Source organism: Novosphingobium sp. Chol11 (genome assembly GCF_900218065.1).
GTDB classification, from domain to species: Bacteria; Pseudomonadota; Alphaproteobacteria; order Sphingomonadales; family Sphingomonadaceae; genus Sphingobium; species Sphingobium agri.
This window is the reverse complement of sequence record NZ_OBMU01000001.1, coordinates 1,994,882-2,014,014: the sequence shown is the minus strand read 5'-3', so window position 1 is coordinate 2,014,014 and position 19,133 is coordinate 1,994,882. Positions and strand designations below refer to the sequence as shown.

The following is a 19,133-nucleotide window of genomic DNA, read 5'->3' as shown; positions in this document are numbered from 1 at the left end:
AGTCGGTTCAGACGGGCGATAGCAGGCGGCGTGGGAGAGAAGCGTGGCTTTGCGAACATAGTCCGCAACACGGGCTGGCTACTCGGCGGCAAGGGGCTGGGCGCGGTGCTGAGCCTTGTCTACCTCGCCATTGCGACGAGAACGATGGGTCCGGCGGGCTTCGGCGTGTTCAGCCTGGTCATCGCGATCGCCCAGTTCATCGCGCGCATCGTGACCTTCGACAGCTGGCAGGCGGTGGTCAAGTTCGGGCAGGCGCCATTGCGGGATGAGCAGGAATCCTCGCTCGCGAGGCTGGTGGGCGCGACGTTGACGATCGATGTGCTGAGCGCGGTGGCGGGGATTGCGCTCGCTGCGGCCATTGCGCTGCTGCTGGGGCCGGTGCTGGGATGGAACCGGCAGGTCGCCTGGATGGGGCTGGGCTATGCATCCGTCGTGCTGCTGGCCACGCGGTCTACGGCGGTCGGCATATTGCGCCTGCTGGATCGCTTTGCAGCGGCGGCTTTGGCGGAAAGCATGATGCCGATCACGCGCATGGCAGGCGCGCTGATCGCCTGGTGGTTCAATCCGACGCCGCTCGGATTCCTGATGGCCTGGGCCTGTTCGGAAGTGGTGGTGTCCACGACCTACTGGATACTCGCCTTTCGCTATGGCCGCAGTCACATCGGCGCGGTGAAGCCGGTCGGGATAGGTGAGGCGCGGCGGCACTTTCCCGGCATCCTCAACTTTTCGGTCGCGAGCAACATCAACCTCAGCCTGCTGGCGCTGATCAACAATGTGCCGATTTTCCTGGTGGGCATGTTCGCGGGCACCACGGGGGCTGGATATTACCGGCTGGCGGCGCAGCTGGGCAATGCGATGACGACTTTCTCGCAGCTCATGTCGCGCGCGATCTTTGCCGAGTCCACGCGCCATCATATGCGCGGCGGGCAGGAAGGCGACATGAGCGCGCTGCGCAAGCTGTCGCGGCAGATCAGCGCGGCTGCGGCCTTGAGCGCCATATTCATCATCCTGATGCTCTGGCTGGTCGGGGAGTGGGTGCTGGTCAAGATGTCCGGCGCGGCATACCTGCCTGCCTATCCGTTGCTGTTGTTGCTGGCGGGCGCGGCGGCGATCGAGATGGCGGGAGTCAGTTTCGATCCCATCCTGATGACGATCGACCGGCAGCGGCTGACGGTGATGGTGCGGCTGGTGGAATGCGCGATCTTGGGCGCGCTGCTGGTGGTGTTGTTGCCCCGGCTGGGTGCGCAGGGGGCGGCACTGGGGGTGCTGGTGGCTTCCATGGGCGGTTTTGTGATGCGGGCGGCGGCGGTGCGGCGGCATTTGAGGTAGGGGTGGTTCGTTCAGAACGTCCTGCTCTTCCCCCAAAAAAGTGAAGCCCGCTTCGGCTGCCTGCTTGCAGCAGGCGCTCAGGACAGGCTTCGACAAGCTCAGCGCAGACGGTGACAGGTAGGTGACGACGCGCTAGCGCAGCATCTCCGCGAACAGGGCCTGATATTGGGAAAGCGCGGCCTCCACGCCGTAAGTGCGCACCGCTTCCCGCGCGCGATCGGGGTCGGCGGGACGGGAGAGGGTCCAGTCTATCGCCCGAGCGAAAGCGGCTGCGTCGCCCACCGGCACCATCGGATGCTGCCCGGCATCGGCGATGATGTCGCGCAGATTGGGGGTGCAGTCGGTGATGACGAGCTGGCACCCGCAGGCGAGCGCTTCGATCGCGGTGGCGGTGAGGCCTTCCCAGCGGGAGGACTGCAACAGCAGTTCGGCGCTGCCATAGAGATCGGCCAGGGCCCGAGGGTCGGAGATGAAGCCGAGAAAGTCGATGCGGTCGGCTATGCCGAGGTCGGCGGCCTGCTGCTTGAGGTCGTCGAGCAACGGTCCTTGCCCGGCGATGCGCAGGCGCCAGTCATGGCCCCTCACCTGGGCGAGGGCCGCGAACATGGTGCGATGGTCCTTTTGTGGGACGAGGCGGCCGACCGCGAGAAGTTCCCGCACTGCGCTAGGTGAGGTCGGGCGGCGTTCGCGGCCCACTTGCTCCAGCAGCGGAGTTACGGTGGGACGCGGCAGGAAGGCGACCTTTGCATGGACCGAGGGGCAGCCATGGCCCAGCAGATCGGCATCGCTGCTGCCCATGACGATGGTGCGACCGCTGAGCCAGGCGGTCAGTTGGAAGCGCTTGCGGCGGAGCCACGCAAGGATGCCGCGCTTGCCGGGGCGGACGATGGGGTTGGAGATGCGGCCGACCGCCTGGGCCGGCGTGCCCAGCACGGCGAGAGCAACGAGCAGATTGCTCTGATTGCCGGCCGAATAGAGGATATGCGGCCGATGGCGCCGGATCATGCGGCGGAGCGCGGGCAGCTGGGTGAGCATCGAAAGGCCGCGCGGAAGCTTTGCCGCAGGGACCTCGCGCACGGTAACATCGGGCGCAATCAGCGAGGCGAGGGGGCCGTCGGTCCGGGCCATCCACAGTTCCGCGCCTGTTCCCTGTGCCGCCAGATGGTTGGCGAGCAGGATGGCCACGCGGTCCAGCCCGCCGTCGCTCGGCTCATAGAGATAGATGGCGATGCGATGGTTGTGATCGAGCATGGCCTCCGCGTGCAAGGGGCCGTCCAAGGAATGAGGTTGGCCGCTGCCCATGGTCCCGCCCGGCGATTGACAAATGAAGCGAAATGCCGCTTGCGCGTTATCGGACCCGCGCCCGCGGTTCAATCGGCAAAAGAGCAGGGCTCATGAAGTTAATTATCCAGATTCCGTGCCTCAATGAAGAAGAATCCCTGCCCGAGGCACTGGCGGCTTTGCCCCGGGAAATTCCCGGCGTGGACAAGGTCGAATGGCTGATCATCAATGACGGCAGCACCGATCGCACGGTCGAAGTCGCGCGGGCGCATGGGGTGGACCATGTCGTCGACCTGCCGGTCAATCGCGGCCTTGCCTATGCCTTCATGGCGGGGTTGAAGCGGTGCCTGGCGGAAGGTGCGGACATCATCGTCAACACGGACGCCGACAATCAATATAATGCCGATGACATTCCGCGGCTGATCCAGCCGATATTGGAGCGGCGCGCGCAGATGGTGATCGGTGACCGTCCGATTTCCACTATCGCCCATTTTTCCTGGATCAAGCGCAAGCTGCAATGGCTGGGCACCAAGGTCGTGCGCCTGGCTTCGCAGGCCGACATTCATGATGCGCCCAGTGGTTTCCGGGCGATCGCCCGTACGGCCGCGTTGGAGATCAACGTTTTCGACACTTACACCTATACGCTGGAATCGATCATCCAGGCCGGGCTGTCGAAAATTCCGATCACCTCCGTCCCGATCCGCGTCAATGGCGAGACGCGGCCGTCGCGCCTGTTGCGGTCGATGCACAATTATGTGTGGCGATCGATGAAGTCGATCACGCGGACCTTCTTCATCTACAAGCCGCTCATGACCTTCTTTTACCTGAGCCTGCCGCCCTTGGCGATCGGCGCGGCGCTGGTGATCCGCTGGATGCTGCTGTTCGCTGGCGGGACGGAGCGCGCCCATGTCCCCAGCCTGGTGGCGGCGTCATGCCTGCTGGTGCTGGCGGCGCTGATGTGGATCGCGGGGCTGCTGGGCGAGCAGTTGCTCGTCACCCGGCGCATGATCCACGATCTGCAACTGCGCATGCGCGACATGCCTTCATCCTATGACGTGTTGAAGGACGGCAGCGCGCTATGAGCCTTGCGCGGCGCGACTTGCTTGCGCGGCAGGCCCTGGGCGAAATACCCAAGATCCTGACGCTCCTGGACCGAACGCCGGTCAGCCGCACCTATGGCTGTTTCGATCGGCTGTATTGGCATTACCGGATGATCGATTTCCCGTGCGGGATGAGCCAGGAATTCGTCTATCCGCTGGCGCTGGCCTGGTCGCTCGATGCGCCGGGCAACGCCTATTTCCAGGCGCCTGCGATCCGCGACTTTGTGGAAGCGGGGATCAGGTTCGCGGCGCGATCCGCCCATGCCGATGGGTCGTGCGATGACTATTACCCGTTCGAGAGGGCGGCGGGGGCTGCGGCTTTTTCGCTTCTCGCCTGCATCGAGGCGGCCCGGATCATCGGCGTCGATGGCGATGCCGAGATCATGGCTTTCTTCCGCAAGCGGGCGGGGTGGCTGGCGACCCATCAGGAATCGGGTCGGCTGTCCAACCATGAGGCGCTGATCGTCGCCAACCTGATCCGCATGTCGGCGCTGGACGGGCCCGAATGGGAAGAGCCGCTGCGCGCGCGGGTGGCGCGGCTTTTGTCATGGCAGCATGAGGAGGGCTGGTTCGACGAATATGGCGGGGCCGATCCGGGCTATCTGAGCCTGACCATCGGGCTGCTGGCCGACAGTGACCGGCGCAGGCCTGAGCTTGGACTGCGCGAGGCTTGCCGCCGGGCGATCAGCTTCTTTGCGCATTTCGTGCATCCGGACGGCACCGTGGGCGGCGCTTATACGAGCCGGGGCACGCAGAATTTCTTCCCGCATGGGTTCGAGATCGCGGGCGCGTGGATGCCGGAGGCGACGCTGGTCACCGATCGGGCGTTGGCGCTGTTCGAGCGGGACGGACCGCCTTGCTATTCCGACGACCATATCATCGGGCATCATGTGTGGAGTTGGCTGCTCTGCTGGTCCGAATGGCGGGAGGACCGGGTCGAGGCTTTGCCCGATGCGCGCGCATCGGCCTGGTTTCCGGGGGCAGGGTTGGTCGTGGAGCAGCGTGGGCAGCAGGCGCTTTATGCCGGGTTGCGGCAGGGGGGCGCTTTTCAGTTGTTCGCGGGCGATCGCCTGAGCCTCGCCGACAGCGGGATTGCGATCGCGACCCGGGCTGGCCGGGCGGCGGTGCAGCATCTGCCGGGCGATTATGACGTGCGCCGGGATGCAGACGGGTTCGAGGTCGCGGGCAGGATGGCGTGGGCCAAGTCGACGCTGCTGACGCCGGTCAAGTCGGTGATCCTGCGCTGCATGATGGTGAGCCTTGGCCGCTTCTTCCCCGATCTTGTGCGGCGCTTGCTCCAGAAGATCCTGGTGACCGGGCGAAAAGACGCGCCCTTCCGCTTCCGGCGGAGCCTGCGCTGGGACGGCGAGGGGGTCGTCATCCGCGACGAGATCGTGGCGGATGAGGGGTGGCAGGATGTCGCTTCGATCGGCATCGGCGGCTTCCAGACCTCATCGACCACGATCATGGCGCGGGTCTGGCAGGCGAATCATCTGCAGCCGTGGCACGACCTGACGCATTTGGTCCGACGCCTTGGCGCGGGCGAGCCGCTGGTGATCGAGCGCCAGGTCCCGCGCGAGGGGACCACTGGCTGATGCGCAAGCTGTTGAGCGTTGCCGTCAGCCTCATCATCCTGGCGGTGATCTGGGCCAGCGTCGATGCGGGCCGGGTGATCGACGTGTTTCGCCATTCGGATCGCTTCTGGCTGGCAACGAGCCTGTTGGCCGCAGTGCCGCTCACCCTGGCGACAGCGCTGCGCTTCGCGATGCTGAGCCGGTCGCCGATCCCCTTCGGCGCATGCCTACGGTTGATATTGTCGGCATCCACATTGAACGCGGTGCTGCCGTCCAAGATGGGCGACATTGCGAAGGGATGGGTGCTGGCGCAGAAATATGGCTTTCCGGCCGAGCGGGCGGTGTCGCTCGTCGTGTTCGAGAAGATGATGGACATGGCCGCGTTGCTCCTGTGGGGAACGTTCGCGCTCATCTGGACGGCGGGTTCGGACTGGCTGCTCTGGCTGTTCACGCTGGCCGTCGCGGGGCTGTTTCTCCTCCTCGCGCTGCTGATGGCGCCGTTCAGCACAGCGCGTCGGCCGCTCTTGTGGGCGATCGGCTTCATGCCCGGCAAGATCGGGGCGCGGCTGGATGGCTTCATGCAGGAATGGTCGGTGATGGCGGACTGGTTCTGGTCCCGTCGCACGCGTGCCTGGAGCACCGTCCTGTTTTCGGTCGCGATCTGGGCCGGGCATCTGGGTCAGTTCTGGCTGTTCACGAAAGCGGTGCATGCGGATGTTCCGTTGCTCGACAATCTGGCGTTCGCGACCTTGTCGATCCTCGCGGGGCTGTTGCCGCTCACCATGGCGGGCATCGGTAGCCGGGACGCGGCGATCATTCATTTCTATGCGCAATGGCTTTCACCGGCGGCAGGGGCGGCGGTAGGGGTCCTCGCGACGTCACGCTACCTTCTGCCCGCTATCGCCGGTGCGCCATTCGTGCGCGACTATTGGGCACGACAAGGATCATTGGCCACCAAATGACGAACAGGATCAATCCTCTGGCAGCGATATTCGCGCTGCTGGTCACGCTGGCCATGCTGATCTACGCCCGGGCTGCGTTCCTGACCGATGCGCAGTGGGTCATCGCCGACGACGCGCGCCAGTTCCTGGCCTGGACGTCGCGTATCGCCGATCCGCAAGCCATGCCCGGCAACTTCATGGCCGATTATTGGCAGCAGACGGCGCCGCCTTTCTATCGGGCGTTGCTCTACGCTGCCGTCGCGGTCGGCATGCCGCCCATCCTGCTGTCCAAGCTGCTGCCGCTCCTGCTGCTGCCGATCAGCGCGGTACTGGCATGGAAGGTCAGCGGCGTGTTCGCGCGCGAGCGGGTCGTCCAATTCGCCGGCGCATTGTGCATCATCGCAACGGCGTTGCACACAGACTCCATCTTTTCAGGCACGCCTCGCGCCTTTGCACTGCCGCTGATGCTGGTCGCCATCCATGGCATGGCGGCGGGCAGGAACGGCATCGCGGTCCTTGGCCTGCTGATGCTCGGCGTCGTCTATCCCGCGCCTGCCGTAACCTGCCTGGGCCTGTTCACGCTGCACCTATTGCAATGGAACCCGCCGCTCCGGTTCAGCGTGACTGGCGGCAAGATCGCCTTGCTTGCTTTGGCGGCGGCCTGTGTCGTGCTGCCTGCTCTCATATTCAAATCGGGTTTGGATCAATGGGGTCCGACGCTGACGATGAGCGAAGCACGCGGCGTCTTCAGCATGATGCTCTATGACGGCCGGAGCAGCATAACCGGACCCAATGGCAACATCGCCTGGCTATGTTCCCGCCGTATCGGCTTCTTGCCGAGTGTCGTGAATTGCCGAGGCAACACTGATCCCCGCCTGTTGATCAATCTCTGCCTGACGATCGTGCCGATGCTGCTGCTATGGTTCTGGCAGGCGCGGGCCAAGGGTGTGTCGGAGATGGGTACTGGCAAGAATGCGGCGCTGTGGCGCCTCTTTCCCTACAGCCTTGTGTCTGCCATCATCTGCTACCTGATTGCGGCCGTCATCGCCTTCAAGGTCCACCTTCCGGCCCGGTATAGCCAACCTGTGCTGCTGATCATGGGTAGCCTCGCCTTCGGCATCATGGCAGGCAAGGGTTGGGAGCATTTGAGAAAATCAGGCGGGATCATTCCCAAGCTGGTCGCTGCATTGTGCCTGATGTTGGCGCTTGTGGCCTATGTGACCCCAAAGACGACCTTGGCCCGGCCGCGTAACGCCGCCTTGATCGGCCTCATCGGCCGCACGCCACCATCTACACGCATCGCAGGAATAGAAAGCGATCTCGACTTCGTACCGGCAGCGACCGGGCGCGGCGTGCTTGCCACGACGGAACATGACATTCCCTATCACCGGCAATATGATTGGAAGAACAGCGACGGGCTGCGCGCGTCATTGCAGATGGGCGAACTGACCAGTCCTGCGGCGATTGCGGCGATCCGGCGCTACAGGATCGACCTGCTGGTGTTCGACCGCGAGTTCCTGGAGACCGGCGTGGTCCCAGGCCGGTATCTTCGGACCATGGCACCGCCGCATAGGATTCGTCCGTCGGCAGATCAGCTCGCCGCGCTTCGTGCAGCGTCCTGCCGCATTGTGGAGACCAGATATTCCGTCCTGATCTTCACAGGCTGCTTCCGACAGCTGGCTCAGGCCGCTTCATCCGGGGCGAAATAGCCGTTCGCCAACCATGACAGGATCGCGTCTGCGCCTCGCGCTGATGAGGGGCGGGTGCTGCGCGACATGGTGTAGTCGAAGATTTCCTCCTGCCGCGCCTCGTAAAGACGGCCCCGCTCTTCAAAATGGGGGAGCAGGGGGAAAAGGGACGCTGCCGAGCGAACCACATCGCCCGCGCTCCACGAGAGGTAAGGCAGCGCTTCGTCATCTGCCCGGCTATGCGTGTCGATGAAGAAGGCAGGGCGGGGCCGGATGAGAAATTCGTAAATCTGGCTGCTGACATCCCCGATATATGCGTCCGCCGACAGCGTGTAGCTCATGTCGGTCAGCGCTTCGCTGTCGATGTCGATGCGGATGTTGGCCGATTGCCGCCACTGCGGGTTAAGGTCTGGCCGCCGCCGCGCCACGCGATATTCCGGCGAGATATGCAGTTTCTTCCGAAACAGCATGATGTGGGGCGCGAAGACGAGATTATAGGCCTGCCCGGGGCCAAAGGCGAACCAGTCGATCAGCGCCGGGCCATGATCATACCAGCTGGACAGATGTGGATCGAAATGCGGGTTGTAGAGGAAGGTCGGGCGGTCGTTCTCAAAGAATTTTCGGGTGGCCTGGCGGTCGATGAGGTCGAATTTAGGGTAGCCGATGATGGCGACCGTTTCAGGTGAAGCCAGGCCGTGGCGAATCATTTCGTCCGCGACCTTGCGCCCCGAAACGAGCATGGCGTCGAAGCCGCTCATGTCGGGATGATAGGTGACGGAGCGGTCGCCCGCGCCGTGCGGTACGAAGATGAATTGTGGGCCGTCCTCTTTCCATTGGCGCTTGAGATGAAGGCAGGTACGTTCCGGGCTGACGATCAGAGCGGCGTTTCGCAGTTCGCCTGCATGATGGGTAAGCCGCTTCAGCCTTTCGGCAGGCGCGATCCGGTTGATCAACCGGGTCAACAGGCCTGGGCGGGGCAGGCTGAGGTCGAACCAGCCGATGCGCTCCGCAGCCTCTTCCCCCAGCATCGATCGTAGGCGTTGCGCGATCGCGCTGGTGCCGTAGGCGCAGACGATGGGCCGATCCACGTCCCTCAGCGCCAGCACCTTCAATATGCCAGCGGTATGCGCAAGCTGGTGGGTCGCGTCATGGTTGAACAGGAACAGCAGGGATCCGGGCGGTATCCGATTCTCTGGCGGTGACGCTCGCATGAAGACGCCAGTATCGGGCAAGCAGCCCTGCGTCAAAGATGGGCGTAGCTGTTGGATCGCTCCGACGAAGCGATGACATGGTGTCTTGATCGGCGGCGCGCTTGCCAATAGCAGCACGACGCCTCGGGCAAGCAAGCGGGATGACGGTGCGAGACCGCGATCGTCCCTATGCTGCTGGTCCCGGAGCAGTTGGACCAAATGCATGCAAGCTGCTGATGTACCCGCCGCACCTGAGCCTATGAGGCTCTACTTCCTCGATAGCGTCCGCACATTGTGCATGTTGCTCATCATCCCGTACCACGCCGCCCATATTTATGAGACGGAAAAGGATTGGTGGGTTCACTCAGCCCAGAATAGCTGGCTGTTCGACCTAATCATCACGCTGCAACGAAGCTTTTGCATGAGCGCCTTCTTCATCGTGGCGGGCTTTTTTTCAGCGCTGGTCATAGAAAATCGGGGTCTGCGGGACTGGAGCAGCAGCCGGATATCGCGCCTGCTGGTGCCGCTCGTGGTATCCTTGCTGACTGTCCAGATCTGGCAGATGGTCATCGCCGCCAATCTGGAAGGGAATGGCGCCTTTTGGCCGTTCTGGGAAAGCTATCTGGCGGAAAGAGGCAGGATCAACATATTCCACCTGTGGTTCATTCCATGCCTGATCTTTCAGTCGTTGGTGCTGGGATTGGTCGTGGCACGGTTTGGCACCAGGCCATTTGTGTGGAACGGCACCTATCGCCGATCGATCCTGTTGCTGGTGGCGGCCAACCTGCTGCTCTTCGTGCTGGCCCGGAACCTGCCCAAACTGCTCAAGACCGACCTGTTCCTGATGTGGGGCCTGATCGATCTGCAAAAGAACATCTTCTACCTGGTGCCGTTTCTTCTGGGGGCCAAGCTGTTCTGGGACCGGGGATTTCGCGACGCCTTTCTGCGCCTTAGCAAATGGTCGATGGGCACGGCACTCGTCACCTACGCTCTGGTCACGATTTTCCAGCATTCCGACGGGTTTCCGGGCAAGCCCATCCGCGACATCTCCCTGCCGATCGCGGCCATCTGCATTTCCCAGACCTTGATCGCCTTGGCTTACAAGTTCCTGCGGGGGCCGAATATGCTGACGAAGCATCTGTCGGAGCCCAGCTACTCGCTTTATCTGCTGCATCATCCGATCGTGATGGTGGCGGGCATCGCATTCCTTGGCATCAACATGAACATATTCGCGGAATATGGGATTATCGTCGCCGCTGGTTTCGTCATTCCCTATCTGGCGCACCGCTATCTGATCGCGCCATGGCCGCTCATGTCCTTCCTGTTCAACGGGAAACCGTTCAGAAAGCGGGAATCGCGCGCTGGACGGGCTCTGACCTGAACGCTGTGGCTGATCGGAGGTGAAGAATGGCCGACATCATCAATCTGCGGCAGGCGCGCAAGGTCAAGGCGCGGAGGGACAAGGAGCGGGTGGCTTCTGCCAATCGGGCGAAGTTCGGCCAGACGAAGGCCGAGCGCGAGGTGCGGCGGGCCGAAGAGGCGCGGGTGGAGCGGCTGCTGGATGGTAGCAGACGTGATGGCGACGTCGATCCGGTTGAATAGCGGTCGGGATGGTAAGCAGTCAGAGGGAGCGGTGTAGGTCACACAAGATGAATGGATATTCATCTTAGGGTGAGATAAAACAACTCGTCCTTCGTGAAAATCAACTCGTCGTGAATCCGTGACCACGTCTGCGGTCAATTGAAAAGCTCGTTGGTTTAGTTTGGGCTATGAGAGGATATATTCATTCTGCTCGCCCGGCTGGCGCCGCGATTGCCGCTGTTCTGGCCCTTGGTTCAACCTATTCTTTCGCGCAGGAAGCTGTTGCTCCGGACGCGGCTTCGCCAACTGTCGTCGTGCCGCCACCGGTTGTGACGCCTTCCGCACCGGCTCCTCAAGCGATGGTCCAGCCGACAAGCTCGGTTGAAGAGCGGCTGAATGCTGCGGTGGCTGCTTCGGAAGCCGAAACGGCGGCGGCTCCTGTCGCTGACCGGCCGCGTGCGCGCACGGCGACTGCGCCGGTAAGGTCCGCTCCCCGCGCTGAATCTGCGCGATCGGTGGAGCGGACGGAGGCGCAACCAGTAGCGGCGGCTCCGCAGCGTGAGGCTGCCGTTGCTCCGGTGCCTGCGCCGAGCGAAGCTGCACCTGCTGCCGCTGCAACGGCTGAGGTGCGGGAAGCGAGTGCTGCCGATGCTGGTCCAAGCGAATCGCTGCTCTGGGCTCTGGGCGGTGGCGCATTGCTGCTCGCCGGAATCGGCGGGGCGGCAGCCGTTCGTCGCCGCCGCAGTCGTGTGGAAGCGGAGGACGAGGTCTTCGCCACGTCGGCGGCCCCGATCGTCGAGGAGCCTGCTGCTGCCGCGCCGATAGCTGAAGCCGCTGTCGCGCGCGCGCCCGCCGCCCCGCCGCTTGCTGCCGGGGCTGCTTATGGCTCCAGTCTGGAGGCGATGGTCGCCGCACCGCCGAGCGCGGACAATCCCTTCCGGACGCAGCGCAAGCGCCTCGCGCGGGCGCGGTTCCTGCTCGCCCAGCAGGAGAAGCTGGAGCAGGCGCCTTATGGTAATGCGCCAGCCGCCGTGCCGCCGCAGACGATCCATGCCGAACCGCAGATGCAGACCGTCTATCGGATGGGCGCGGATCGCAATCGCCGGATGAGCTTCAAGCCGCAAACGCGCTAAAGCCACCGGACGATCAGCATACGGGCGCGGCATCGCAAGGTGCCGCCCCCTTTGCTTGCTTGATCCATGTCGATTCGGTTGCACTTGGGGCCGACCCCTGATACCGGCGCGCCGGTAATTTCGCGCCAGCACCAGGCCAAGTTTTTAAGGAAGGTCGCTCCACCCATGTCCGATAAGATCAACCGCATTGTCCTTGCCTTCTCAGGAGGGCTCGACACAAGCGTGATCCTGAAATGGTTGCAGCAGACCTACCAATGCGAAGTCGTGACCTTCACGGCCGATCTGGGGCAGGGCGAGGAGTTGGAGCCCGCGCGCCAGAAGGCCAAGCTGATGGGGGTGCGCGACGAGCATATCTTTATCGATGACCTGCGCGAAGAATTTGTGAAGGATTATGTGTTCCCGATGATGCGCGGCAATGCGCTTTATGAGGGACTCTATCTGCTGGGCACGTCGATTGCCCGCCCGCTGATCGCCAAGCGGCAGATCGAGATTGCGCGGCAGGTCGGCGCGGACGCGGTTTCGCACGGCGCGACTGGCAAGGGTAATGACCAGGTCCGCTTCGAACTGGGCTATTATGCGCTGTCACCCGATATCAAGGTGATCGCGCCGTGGCGGGAATGGGACCTGACCAGCCGCACGCGCCTGATCGAATTCGCCGAGCAGCACCAGATCCCGATTCCTCGGGACAAGCGCGGCGAAAGCCCGTTTTCGACCGACGCGAACATGCTGCACACCTCGTCCGAGGGCAAGGTGCTGGAAGATCCGTGGGAAGAAGTGCCCGACTATGTCTATTCGCGCACGGTGAACCCGGAAGATGCGCCCGACGCGCCGGAATATATCACCATCGATTTCGAACGCGGCGATGGCGTGGCGATCAACGGCGTGGGCATGAGCCCCGCGACGCTGCTCGAAACGCTGAACGAATATGGCCGCAAGCATGGCATCGGCCGCCTCGACCTGGTCGAAAACCGCTTCGTGGGCATGAAGTCGCGCGGCATGTATGAAACGCCGGGCGGCGCCATTTATTATCTCGCCCACCGAGGTATCGAACAGTTGACGCTCGATCGCGGCGCGGCACATCTGAAGGATGAGCTGGCGCCCAAATATGCTGAACTCATCTACAACGGCTTCTGGTTCTCGCCAGAGCGCGAGATGTTGCAGGCCGCGATCGACTACAGCCAGGAAAAGGTGACGGGCACGGTTCGCCTGAAGCTGTACAAGGGCGGCGTCTATGTCGTCGGGCGCAAGTCGCCCTATTCGCTCTACAGCGAAAAGGTCGTGACGTTCGAGGATGATGCGGGCGCTTATGACCAGCGCGATGCGGCGGGCTTCATCAAGCTCAATGCGCTGCGGCTTCGTCTTTTGGGTCGCCGCGACGGCTGATGATATCACTTTCGCTATATAATTTAGCTTCGCTATATAATTTAGCGTCGAATTAACCATCTGCACGGCATATCCCCATGATGGAGATTTGCCGTGCAAGGTATTGAAATCGAGCCTGCGTCGATCTGGCGGGCGATCGAGCGGTCGACGGCTATCGTCACCTTCGATCGCGAGTGCCGCGTGACCGGGGCCAACGATAATTTTCTGGACCTGTTCGGCTATCGCTTTGCTGATGTCGAAGGTCGTCATCACCGCATGTTCTGCGAAGCGGACTATGCCGCGTCGCGCGACTATGCCGAATTCTGGGACCGGCTCCAGTCCGGGCAGTTCGATACCGGGTCCTATCGCCGTCTGGACAAGCAAAGGCAGCAGGTATGGATCCGGGGCAGCTACAACCCGACATTCGGGCCTGACGGCATGCAGACCGGCGTCATCAAGTTCGCGCATGACATCAGCGATCAATATCGCGCCGTCGCCGCGCGTGAAGACGCCGAGCATCGGCTGCGCCTGCAGGAAAGCGAACGCCGCGCCGATGTCGAGCGGGTCCTTAGCGAAGTTAACAGCATCGTCGGATCGATCGCTGGCATAGCGCGCCAGACCAATTTGCTGGCCCTGAACGCATCCATCGAAGCCGCGCGCGCGGGGGAAGCGGGCAGGGGATTTTCCGTGGTCGCGGCAGAGGTCAAGAAGCTGGCGATCGATACGCAGGAAGCGACCGGGCGCGCGCGAGCGATCATCGCGGGCTAGAGGCGCGGCGCGCGGCGCTGCGATACATATTGCGACAATTTAGCCCGTGACGTGACAAGTTTGCGGGACAAGTCTTCCTCATAAGGGGTTTCAAGGACGGCGATGGCCGTTCGGCACCCCTTTGGAAGGAAGAGAAGAGATGATCCGCAAATTTCTGGGCACTGCTGCTGTCGGCGCCTTGTTCGTTGGCGGGCTCGCGGGCACGCAGATGGCGCTCGCGCAGCCGGGCGATGGCGGGCCCGGTGGCCGCCATGGCGGCATGATGGCGAAGGCCGATGCGAACAAGGACGGCAAGATCAGCAAGGCTGAACTGACCGCAGCGCTCGACGCGCGCTTTGCGAAGATGGACGCCAACCGCGATGGCAAGCTGACTAAGGAAGATCGCGAAATCCGCCGTCAGGCGCGGCTCGACCAGCGTTTTGCCGCTCTGGACACCGACCGCAACGGCCAGATCAGCAGGGCGGAGTTCGCGGCCGGGCATCAGGCCCGTTTTGGACGCGGTGAAGACGGCAAGGGCCGGGAGGGCCATTGGGGCAAGCGCGGCCATCATGGCTTTGGCGGCGGCAGGATGTTCCATGGCGGCGGCGCCCGTGGCGAGGCGATGAAGGACGGGGTCATCACGCGCGCCGAGTTCATGGCCAAGCCGCTCGCGATGTTCGACAAGGCCGACGTCAACAAGGACGGCTTCGTGACCGCGGACGAGATGAAGGAAGCGCGTCAGGCCATGCGACAGGCATGGCAGGCGAAGCGCGGGGCGGACGCCGCTCCCCGCAACTGATCTTCAGGAAGGGTGAAGGCGCGTGTCCTTCACCCTTCCAAGCTGCAGATAGTCGTGACAGATATCCTCCATGAACGAAAAACCCCATCTGCTGCTCGTCGATGACGAGCGTTCGATCCGCGAGCCGCTGGCGCAATATCTTTCCCGCAACGGATTTCGCGTGACCGCCGTCGAAAACGCGGCGGAGGCGCGGCTGCGGCTGAACGCGAACGCGATCGACCTGGTGATCCTGGACATCATGATGCCGGGCGAGGACGGGCTGTCGCTTTGCCGCCACATACGCGAGACGAGCGAAATCCCGGTCATTCTGCTGACGGCGAAGTCGGAGGAGACGGACCGGATCGTCGGGCTGGAGATGGGCGCGGACGATTATGTGCTGAAGCCCTTTTCCCCGCGCGAACTGGTGGCGCGGATCAAGGTGATTTTTCGCCGCGTGGCGACGGGCGGCCAGCGGGTTACGGCTCCCGATGGCGCAACCTATGCCTTTGCCGGCTGGCTTTTGAAGACGCAGGAACGGGTGCTGGTGGATCAGGAGGGCGTTTCGTTACCGCTGTCCACGGCGGAATATAATCTGATGCTGGCCTTTGCCACCCGGCCCAATCAGGTGCTGAGCCGGGACCAGTTGCTCGACATCACCCAGGGGCGTGAAGCCAATGCCTTCGACCGGGCGATCGACAATCAGATCAGTCGGCTCCGCAAGAAAATCGAGCCTGATCCGAAAAACCCGACGCTGATCAAGACCGTGTGGGGCGGGGGCTATACGCTGTCGGCCGATGTGAGGAAGCTGTGAAGCGCCTTCGCCTGTGGCCGCAGAGCCTGGTGGGCCAGATCATCGTCCTGGTCGCGATTGCGTTGTTCGTAGCGCAGGCGATCAATTTCGGGCTGCTGCTGCGAGAACGGAACCGGATGACGTTGACGGCGCAGACGGCGCCCGGCGTCTATCGCATCGTCGATGCACTCGACAGCCGGGGTGAGCCCCCTGCGCGTCTTCGTCCGGGCCGCGCGCGCTTCTTTCGCGCGCCTCCCATACCGATGGGCGAGGCGCGGCCAGAGATTGAGCGGCGCGCGCTGGCCATGTTCGCCGAGGTCGGCTTCCCCATGCGTTCGGTGCAAGTGTTTGAAGAAGATCGCCCGCCGCCGATGCGCCGCACGGACAGCATCAGGATGCGCGTCATGGGCGACATGCGGGGCGAGCCGCGTGGCGGCCGGCTGACGATGGCAGCCGAATATGCGCCGGGGAAATGGGTGGTGACGCAGACGCGGGCTGGAAATCGGGCGCCGCGCTTTGGCGGCTGGCTCGCCTGGCAGACGCTAATCCTTTACGTGATCGTGCTGGCGCCGCTGCTGTGGGTCGGGCGCAGGCTGGCGCGGCCTTTGGGACAATTGACCCGGTCGGCGCAGCAATTTGCGCGGACGGGGTCGGCCGATCCCGTGGAGGAGCGTGGGCCCGGTGACGTGCGCGAGTTGACCATGGCTTTCAACGCGATGCGCAGCCGCATCTTCGCGATGCTGGACGAGAAGGACCGGATGCTGGGCGCGATCGGCCATGACCTGCGCACGCCGCTCGCGTCGCTGCGGGTGCGGGCGGAGTCGGTGGAGGATGAAGGCGAGCGCGTGCGCATGTCGCAGACGATCGACGAGATGAACCGGATGCTTGAGGATATTCTCTCACTCGCGCGGGCGGGCCGGAGCAGCGAGGCGGCGCAGAAGGTCGACATCGCCGCGCTGGCCGACGCGGTGGTGGAGGATTTCGTAGAATTGGGCGCGCCGGCGGAGATGGCGGAGAGCGAGCGCGCGGTGGCTTCCGTGCGGCCGCAGCAGATCAGGCGGGCGCTGCGCAACCTCATCGAAAATGCGATCGTCTATGGCGAGCGTGCCCATGTGTCCGTGGTGCGGGAGGAAGGAACGATCCGGCTGGTCGTGGCGGACGATGGGCCAGGCATTGCCGAGGACCGGATGGATGAGATGATGGAGCCCTTCACCCGGCTTGAGGGATCGCGGAACCGGGAGACCGGGGGTGCTGGGCTAGGCCTTGCGCTGGTGCGCGCGATCATGGCGGAGCATGGCGGGGCGCTGAAGCTTGCGAACCGGGCAGGCGGCGGGCTGGAGGCGAGCTTGGTGCTGCCGGTTTGAGGGTGGGAATGCTCAAGGGATTTTGAATGACCTGCTCCCTCTCCCCTTCAGGGGAGAGGGCTGGGGAGAGGGGGGGCACCGAGACCGCCTCTATATCCCCTCTCCCGCCTGCGCTACGCTCGGCACCTCGGCCAGAGTCGCGTGCCTCTGGTCGACCCCTGAAGGGGAGAGGGATACAGTGTGCTCACTCCCCAAAATGATCAATGTTTCCCCGGCTTGCTCGACGTGCCCGGCGCGGTTGGGTTCATCACCTGCACCCCTGCGGGCAATCCCGTGCCGCCCATGTCGATCTTCGTCGCTTCCTCGCGAGCGACGCGGGCGGGGTCGTCGCGTTCCTTGATCGCGGCCTTGGTTTCCTCGTCCTGCCCCTGATCGTCGCTGCCGCTGCCGCCGCCGCCCTGGCTCCAGCCGAGGATGATCGACATGCGGCGATTGCGCGGGTCGTAGACATTGCCCTTGGCGAAAGGTTCGCGGTCAGCGACGCCTTCGATGCGGGCGAAGCGGTCGTTGCCGATGCCGCTCGCCGCCAGCGTCTTGCGCGTGGCTTCGGCACGGGCGGAAGAAAGCATCCAGTTGTTCATGCTCTGCCCTGAGCTGTAGGGCAGGCCGTCGGTATGGCCGCGCACAATCAGCGGGTTGGGCATGCCGCGCACGACGCCCGCCACTTCGCTCACCAGATCGCGCGCCTGTGGCAGCAACCGGTCGGTGCCCATGGCGAACATCGCGAAATTGGCTTCGTCTATCAGGTCGATGCGCAGCCCCTCGCGCGTTTCGGTGAAGCGGACGTTGCGGCGCAGCTTGTCGAGCCCCTTCTTGCGGGCCATGCGCGCTTCCAGTTCCTTCTTCACCGCTTCGAACTTCATGCGGTCGGCGGCGCGAGTGGCCTTACCGCCCTGATCCTTGGTGCCGCTTGCGTCGCGGGGGATGGTGATGGCGAGATTGCCCTGGCCGCCGGTCGTCGGGTAATTTTCCTTGCTGACCATGGAATCGCCGCCGAACAGTCCGCTTGACCCGGCCGAGGCCATTTTGAGTTCGACCAGCGTCGGCGTGAAATAGTCGGCCAGGCCCTTGCGCTGCTTTTCGGTGGTCGCGCCGAGCAGCCACATGAGCAGGAAGAAGGCCATCATCGCCGTCACAAAGTCCGCATAGGCGACTTTCCACGCGCCGCCATGATGGCCGCCATGGCCATCGACGATGATCTTCTTGACGATGATCGGCCTTGGTTCGGGCTCGTTCGCGCCGCGCTTCTTGTCCGCCATGGCTTATTTGCCCCGCATGCCGTCGAAGACTTCAGCAAAGGCCGGTTGGTTGGCGTGCGTCAGGCTGGAGCGTGCGGCCTCGATCACCAAGGGCTGCGGGTGGCCGTGCAGCGATGCGATGATGATCTGCTTCACCACATGATACATCGAGCCGTCCGCTTCGATCACCGAGCGGCAGCGGTTGGCGAAGGGGCCGACCATGCCATAGGCGAGCAGAACGCCGAGGAAGGTGCCGACCAGCGCTGAACCGATCATGCCGCCGAGGATCGCGGGGGGCTGGTCGATCGAGCCCATGGTCTTCACGACGCCGAGTACCGCCGCGACGATGCCGAGCGCGGGGAGGGCGTCTGCAAGGCCCTGAAGGTTATCGGCGGGCTTCAACGCTTCATGATGATGGGTCTTGAGGGCATTATCCATGACCTCTTCGACCGCGTGGGGATCAAGCGTGCCGGAGGAGACGACGACCAGGCGCAGCGTGTCGCTGATCAGGTGGATCAGTGTCTTGTCCGCCATCAGGCGCGGATATTCGGAGAAGATGGTGGAACTCGCCGGATCTTCGATATGCGGTTCCAGCGCCACCGGGCCTTCGACGCGCAGCGTCTTCATCAGGCGCGAGACGAGGAAGATGCAATCGAGGAAATCCTGCTTCTTGTATTTGGGCCCCTTGAACACCTTGCCAAGGCCGCCGCCCAGCGCCTTCAGGTCCGCGCCGGAGTTGCCGATGATGAGCGCGCCGACAGCGGCACCGCCGATGATCAGCATTTCGTGCGGCAGGGCATGCAGAACCGGGCCGATGTCGCCACCCGTGAAGATGAAGCCGCCGAACACCATGGCGAGCAGCACGACCAGGCCAATGATTGCGAACATGAGTACCCCTGAAAATTCTGCCCGCCGGGCTGTCGTCCGGCGACGCAAGATGCGCTTGCGTCAGATGGTTAATGCGGAATGGTTAGCGGGAGGTTTAGGACGGCGGATTTTTCTGCCGTTTTGATATCTTATTGTCATCCCAGCGAAAG

At 63.5% G+C, this 19,133-nt stretch carries 17 protein-coding genes; 13 read left to right on the top strand and 4 right to left on the bottom strand.

What is annotated here, in order from left to right; all coding sequences use genetic code 11:
- The first annotated feature begins 30 nt into the window (after positions 1 to 30).
- Positions 31 to 1,329: a lipopolysaccharide biosynthesis protein gene (locus tag NCHOL11_RS10105; protein ID WP_176502216.1), complete on the top strand. Its 1,299-nt coding sequence runs from the start codon at positions 31 to 33 to the stop codon at positions 1,327 to 1,329.
- 132 nt (positions 1,330 to 1,461) lie between these two features.
- Here NCHOL11_RS10105 and NCHOL11_RS10100 read toward each other — a convergent pair whose 3' ends face one another.
- Positions 1,462 to 2,580 carry a glycosyltransferase gene (locus tag NCHOL11_RS10100; protein WP_097092879.1) on the bottom strand — a complete coding sequence of 373 codons (1,119 nt, stop codon included), beginning with the start codon at positions 2,578 to 2,580 and terminating at the stop codon, positions 1,462 to 1,464.
- A gap of 143 nt (positions 2,581 to 2,723) precedes the next feature.
- On the opposite strand from NCHOL11_RS10100, the gene NCHOL11_RS10095 reads away from it, so the two are divergent.
- From NCHOL11_RS10095 to NCHOL11_RS10080, 4 genes are read left to right on the top strand one after another with little or no spacing between them, the layout of a single operon-like run.
- On the top strand, positions 2,724 to 3,692 hold the full coding sequence (locus NCHOL11_RS10095; protein ID WP_097092878.1) for a glycosyltransferase family 2 protein: 969 nt from the start codon (positions 2,724 to 2,726) through the stop codon (positions 3,690 to 3,692).
- Entirely contained in the window at positions 3,689 to 5,305 is a 1,617-nt protein-coding gene (locus NCHOL11_RS10090; RefSeq protein WP_097092189.1) for a hypothetical protein, read from the top strand. Before NCHOL11_RS10095 ends, NCHOL11_RS10090 begins: the two co-directional genes overlap by 4 nt.
- A complete protein-coding gene (locus NCHOL11_RS10085) occupies positions 5,305 to 6,246 on the top strand; it encodes a lysylphosphatidylglycerol synthase transmembrane domain-containing protein (protein WP_097092188.1) in 942 nt (313 codons plus the stop codon). The genes NCHOL11_RS10090 and NCHOL11_RS10085 overlap by 1 nt, the downstream gene beginning before the upstream one ends.
- Positions 6,243 to 7,934 carry a hypothetical protein gene (locus tag NCHOL11_RS10080; protein WP_097092187.1) on the top strand — a complete coding sequence of 564 codons (1,692 nt, stop codon included), beginning with the start codon at positions 6,243 to 6,245 and terminating at the stop codon, positions 7,932 to 7,934. Before NCHOL11_RS10085 ends, NCHOL11_RS10080 begins: the two co-directional genes overlap by 4 nt.
- On the opposite strand, the gene NCHOL11_RS10075 is transcribed toward NCHOL11_RS10080, so the two are convergent.
- Positions 7,907 to 9,124: a hypothetical protein gene (locus tag NCHOL11_RS10075; protein ID WP_141397838.1), complete on the bottom strand. Its 1,218-nt coding sequence runs from the start codon at positions 9,122 to 9,124 to the stop codon at positions 7,907 to 7,909. The genes NCHOL11_RS10080 and NCHOL11_RS10075 overlap by 28 nt on opposite strands.
- Before the next feature lie 238 nt (positions 9,125 to 9,362).
- On the opposite strand from NCHOL11_RS10075, the gene NCHOL11_RS10070 reads away from it, so the two are divergent.
- The 8 genes from NCHOL11_RS10070 (at position 9,363) to NCHOL11_RS10035 (ending at position 16,858) form a co-directional block, all read left to right on the top strand.
- The gene (locus NCHOL11_RS10070) at positions 9,363 to 10,484 is read left to right on the top strand and encodes an acyltransferase family protein (RefSeq protein WP_217991059.1); all 1,122 of its coding nucleotides are present in this window, start codon (positions 9,363 to 9,365) and stop codon (positions 10,482 to 10,484) included.
- 26 nt (positions 10,485 to 10,510) lie between these two features.
- On the top strand, positions 10,511 to 10,705 hold the full coding sequence (locus NCHOL11_RS10065) for a DUF4169 family protein (protein ID WP_097092184.1): 195 nt from the start codon (positions 10,511 to 10,513) through the stop codon (positions 10,703 to 10,705).
- 167 nt (positions 10,706 to 10,872) lie between these two features.
- Positions 10,873 to 11,817, top strand: coding sequence for a hypothetical protein (locus NCHOL11_RS10060; protein WP_141397837.1), 945 nt, complete (start codon positions 10,873 to 10,875; stop codon positions 11,815 to 11,817).
- Between the two features lie 165 nt (positions 11,818 to 11,982).
- The gene (locus NCHOL11_RS10055; protein WP_097092182.1) at positions 11,983 to 13,200 is read left to right on the top strand and encodes an argininosuccinate synthase; all 1,218 of its coding nucleotides are present in this window, start codon (positions 11,983 to 11,985) and stop codon (positions 13,198 to 13,200) included.
- Positions 13,201 to 13,293: 93 nt separating this feature from the next.
- Positions 13,294 to 13,947, top strand: coding sequence for a methyl-accepting chemotaxis protein (locus NCHOL11_RS18745; RefSeq protein ID WP_303621673.1), 654 nt, complete (start codon positions 13,294 to 13,296; stop codon positions 13,945 to 13,947).
- Positions 13,948 to 14,086: 139 nt separating this feature from the next.
- The gene (locus NCHOL11_RS10045) at positions 14,087 to 14,725 is read left to right on the top strand and encodes an EF-hand domain-containing protein (protein WP_097092181.1); all 639 of its coding nucleotides are present in this window, start codon (positions 14,087 to 14,089) and stop codon (positions 14,723 to 14,725) included.
- 70 nt (positions 14,726 to 14,795) lie between these two features.
- Positions 14,796 to 15,515 carry a response regulator gene (locus tag NCHOL11_RS10040; protein ID WP_097092180.1) on the top strand — a complete coding sequence of 240 codons (720 nt, stop codon included), beginning with the start codon at positions 14,796 to 14,798 and terminating at the stop codon, positions 15,513 to 15,515.
- On the top strand, positions 15,512 to 16,858 hold the full coding sequence (locus NCHOL11_RS10035; protein WP_097092179.1) for a sensor histidine kinase: 1,347 nt from the start codon (positions 15,512 to 15,514) through the stop codon (positions 16,856 to 16,858). Before NCHOL11_RS10040 ends, NCHOL11_RS10035 begins: the two co-directional genes overlap by 4 nt.
- 200 nt (positions 16,859 to 17,058) lie before the next feature.
- On the opposite strand, the gene NCHOL11_RS10030 is transcribed toward NCHOL11_RS10035, so the two are convergent.
- Positions 17,059 to 18,117, bottom strand: a complete 1,059-nt coding sequence (locus NCHOL11_RS10030) for a flagellar motor protein MotB (RefSeq protein ID WP_097092178.1) — start codon at positions 18,115 to 18,117, stop codon at positions 17,059 to 17,061.
- Positions 18,118 to 18,120: 3 nt separating this feature from the next.
- The gene (motA, locus tag NCHOL11_RS10025; protein ID WP_097092177.1) at positions 18,121 to 18,984 is read right to left on the bottom strand and encodes a flagellar motor stator protein MotA; all 864 of its coding nucleotides are present in this window, start codon (positions 18,982 to 18,984) and stop codon (positions 18,121 to 18,123) included.
- Positions 18,985 to 19,133: the final 149 nt, after the last annotated feature.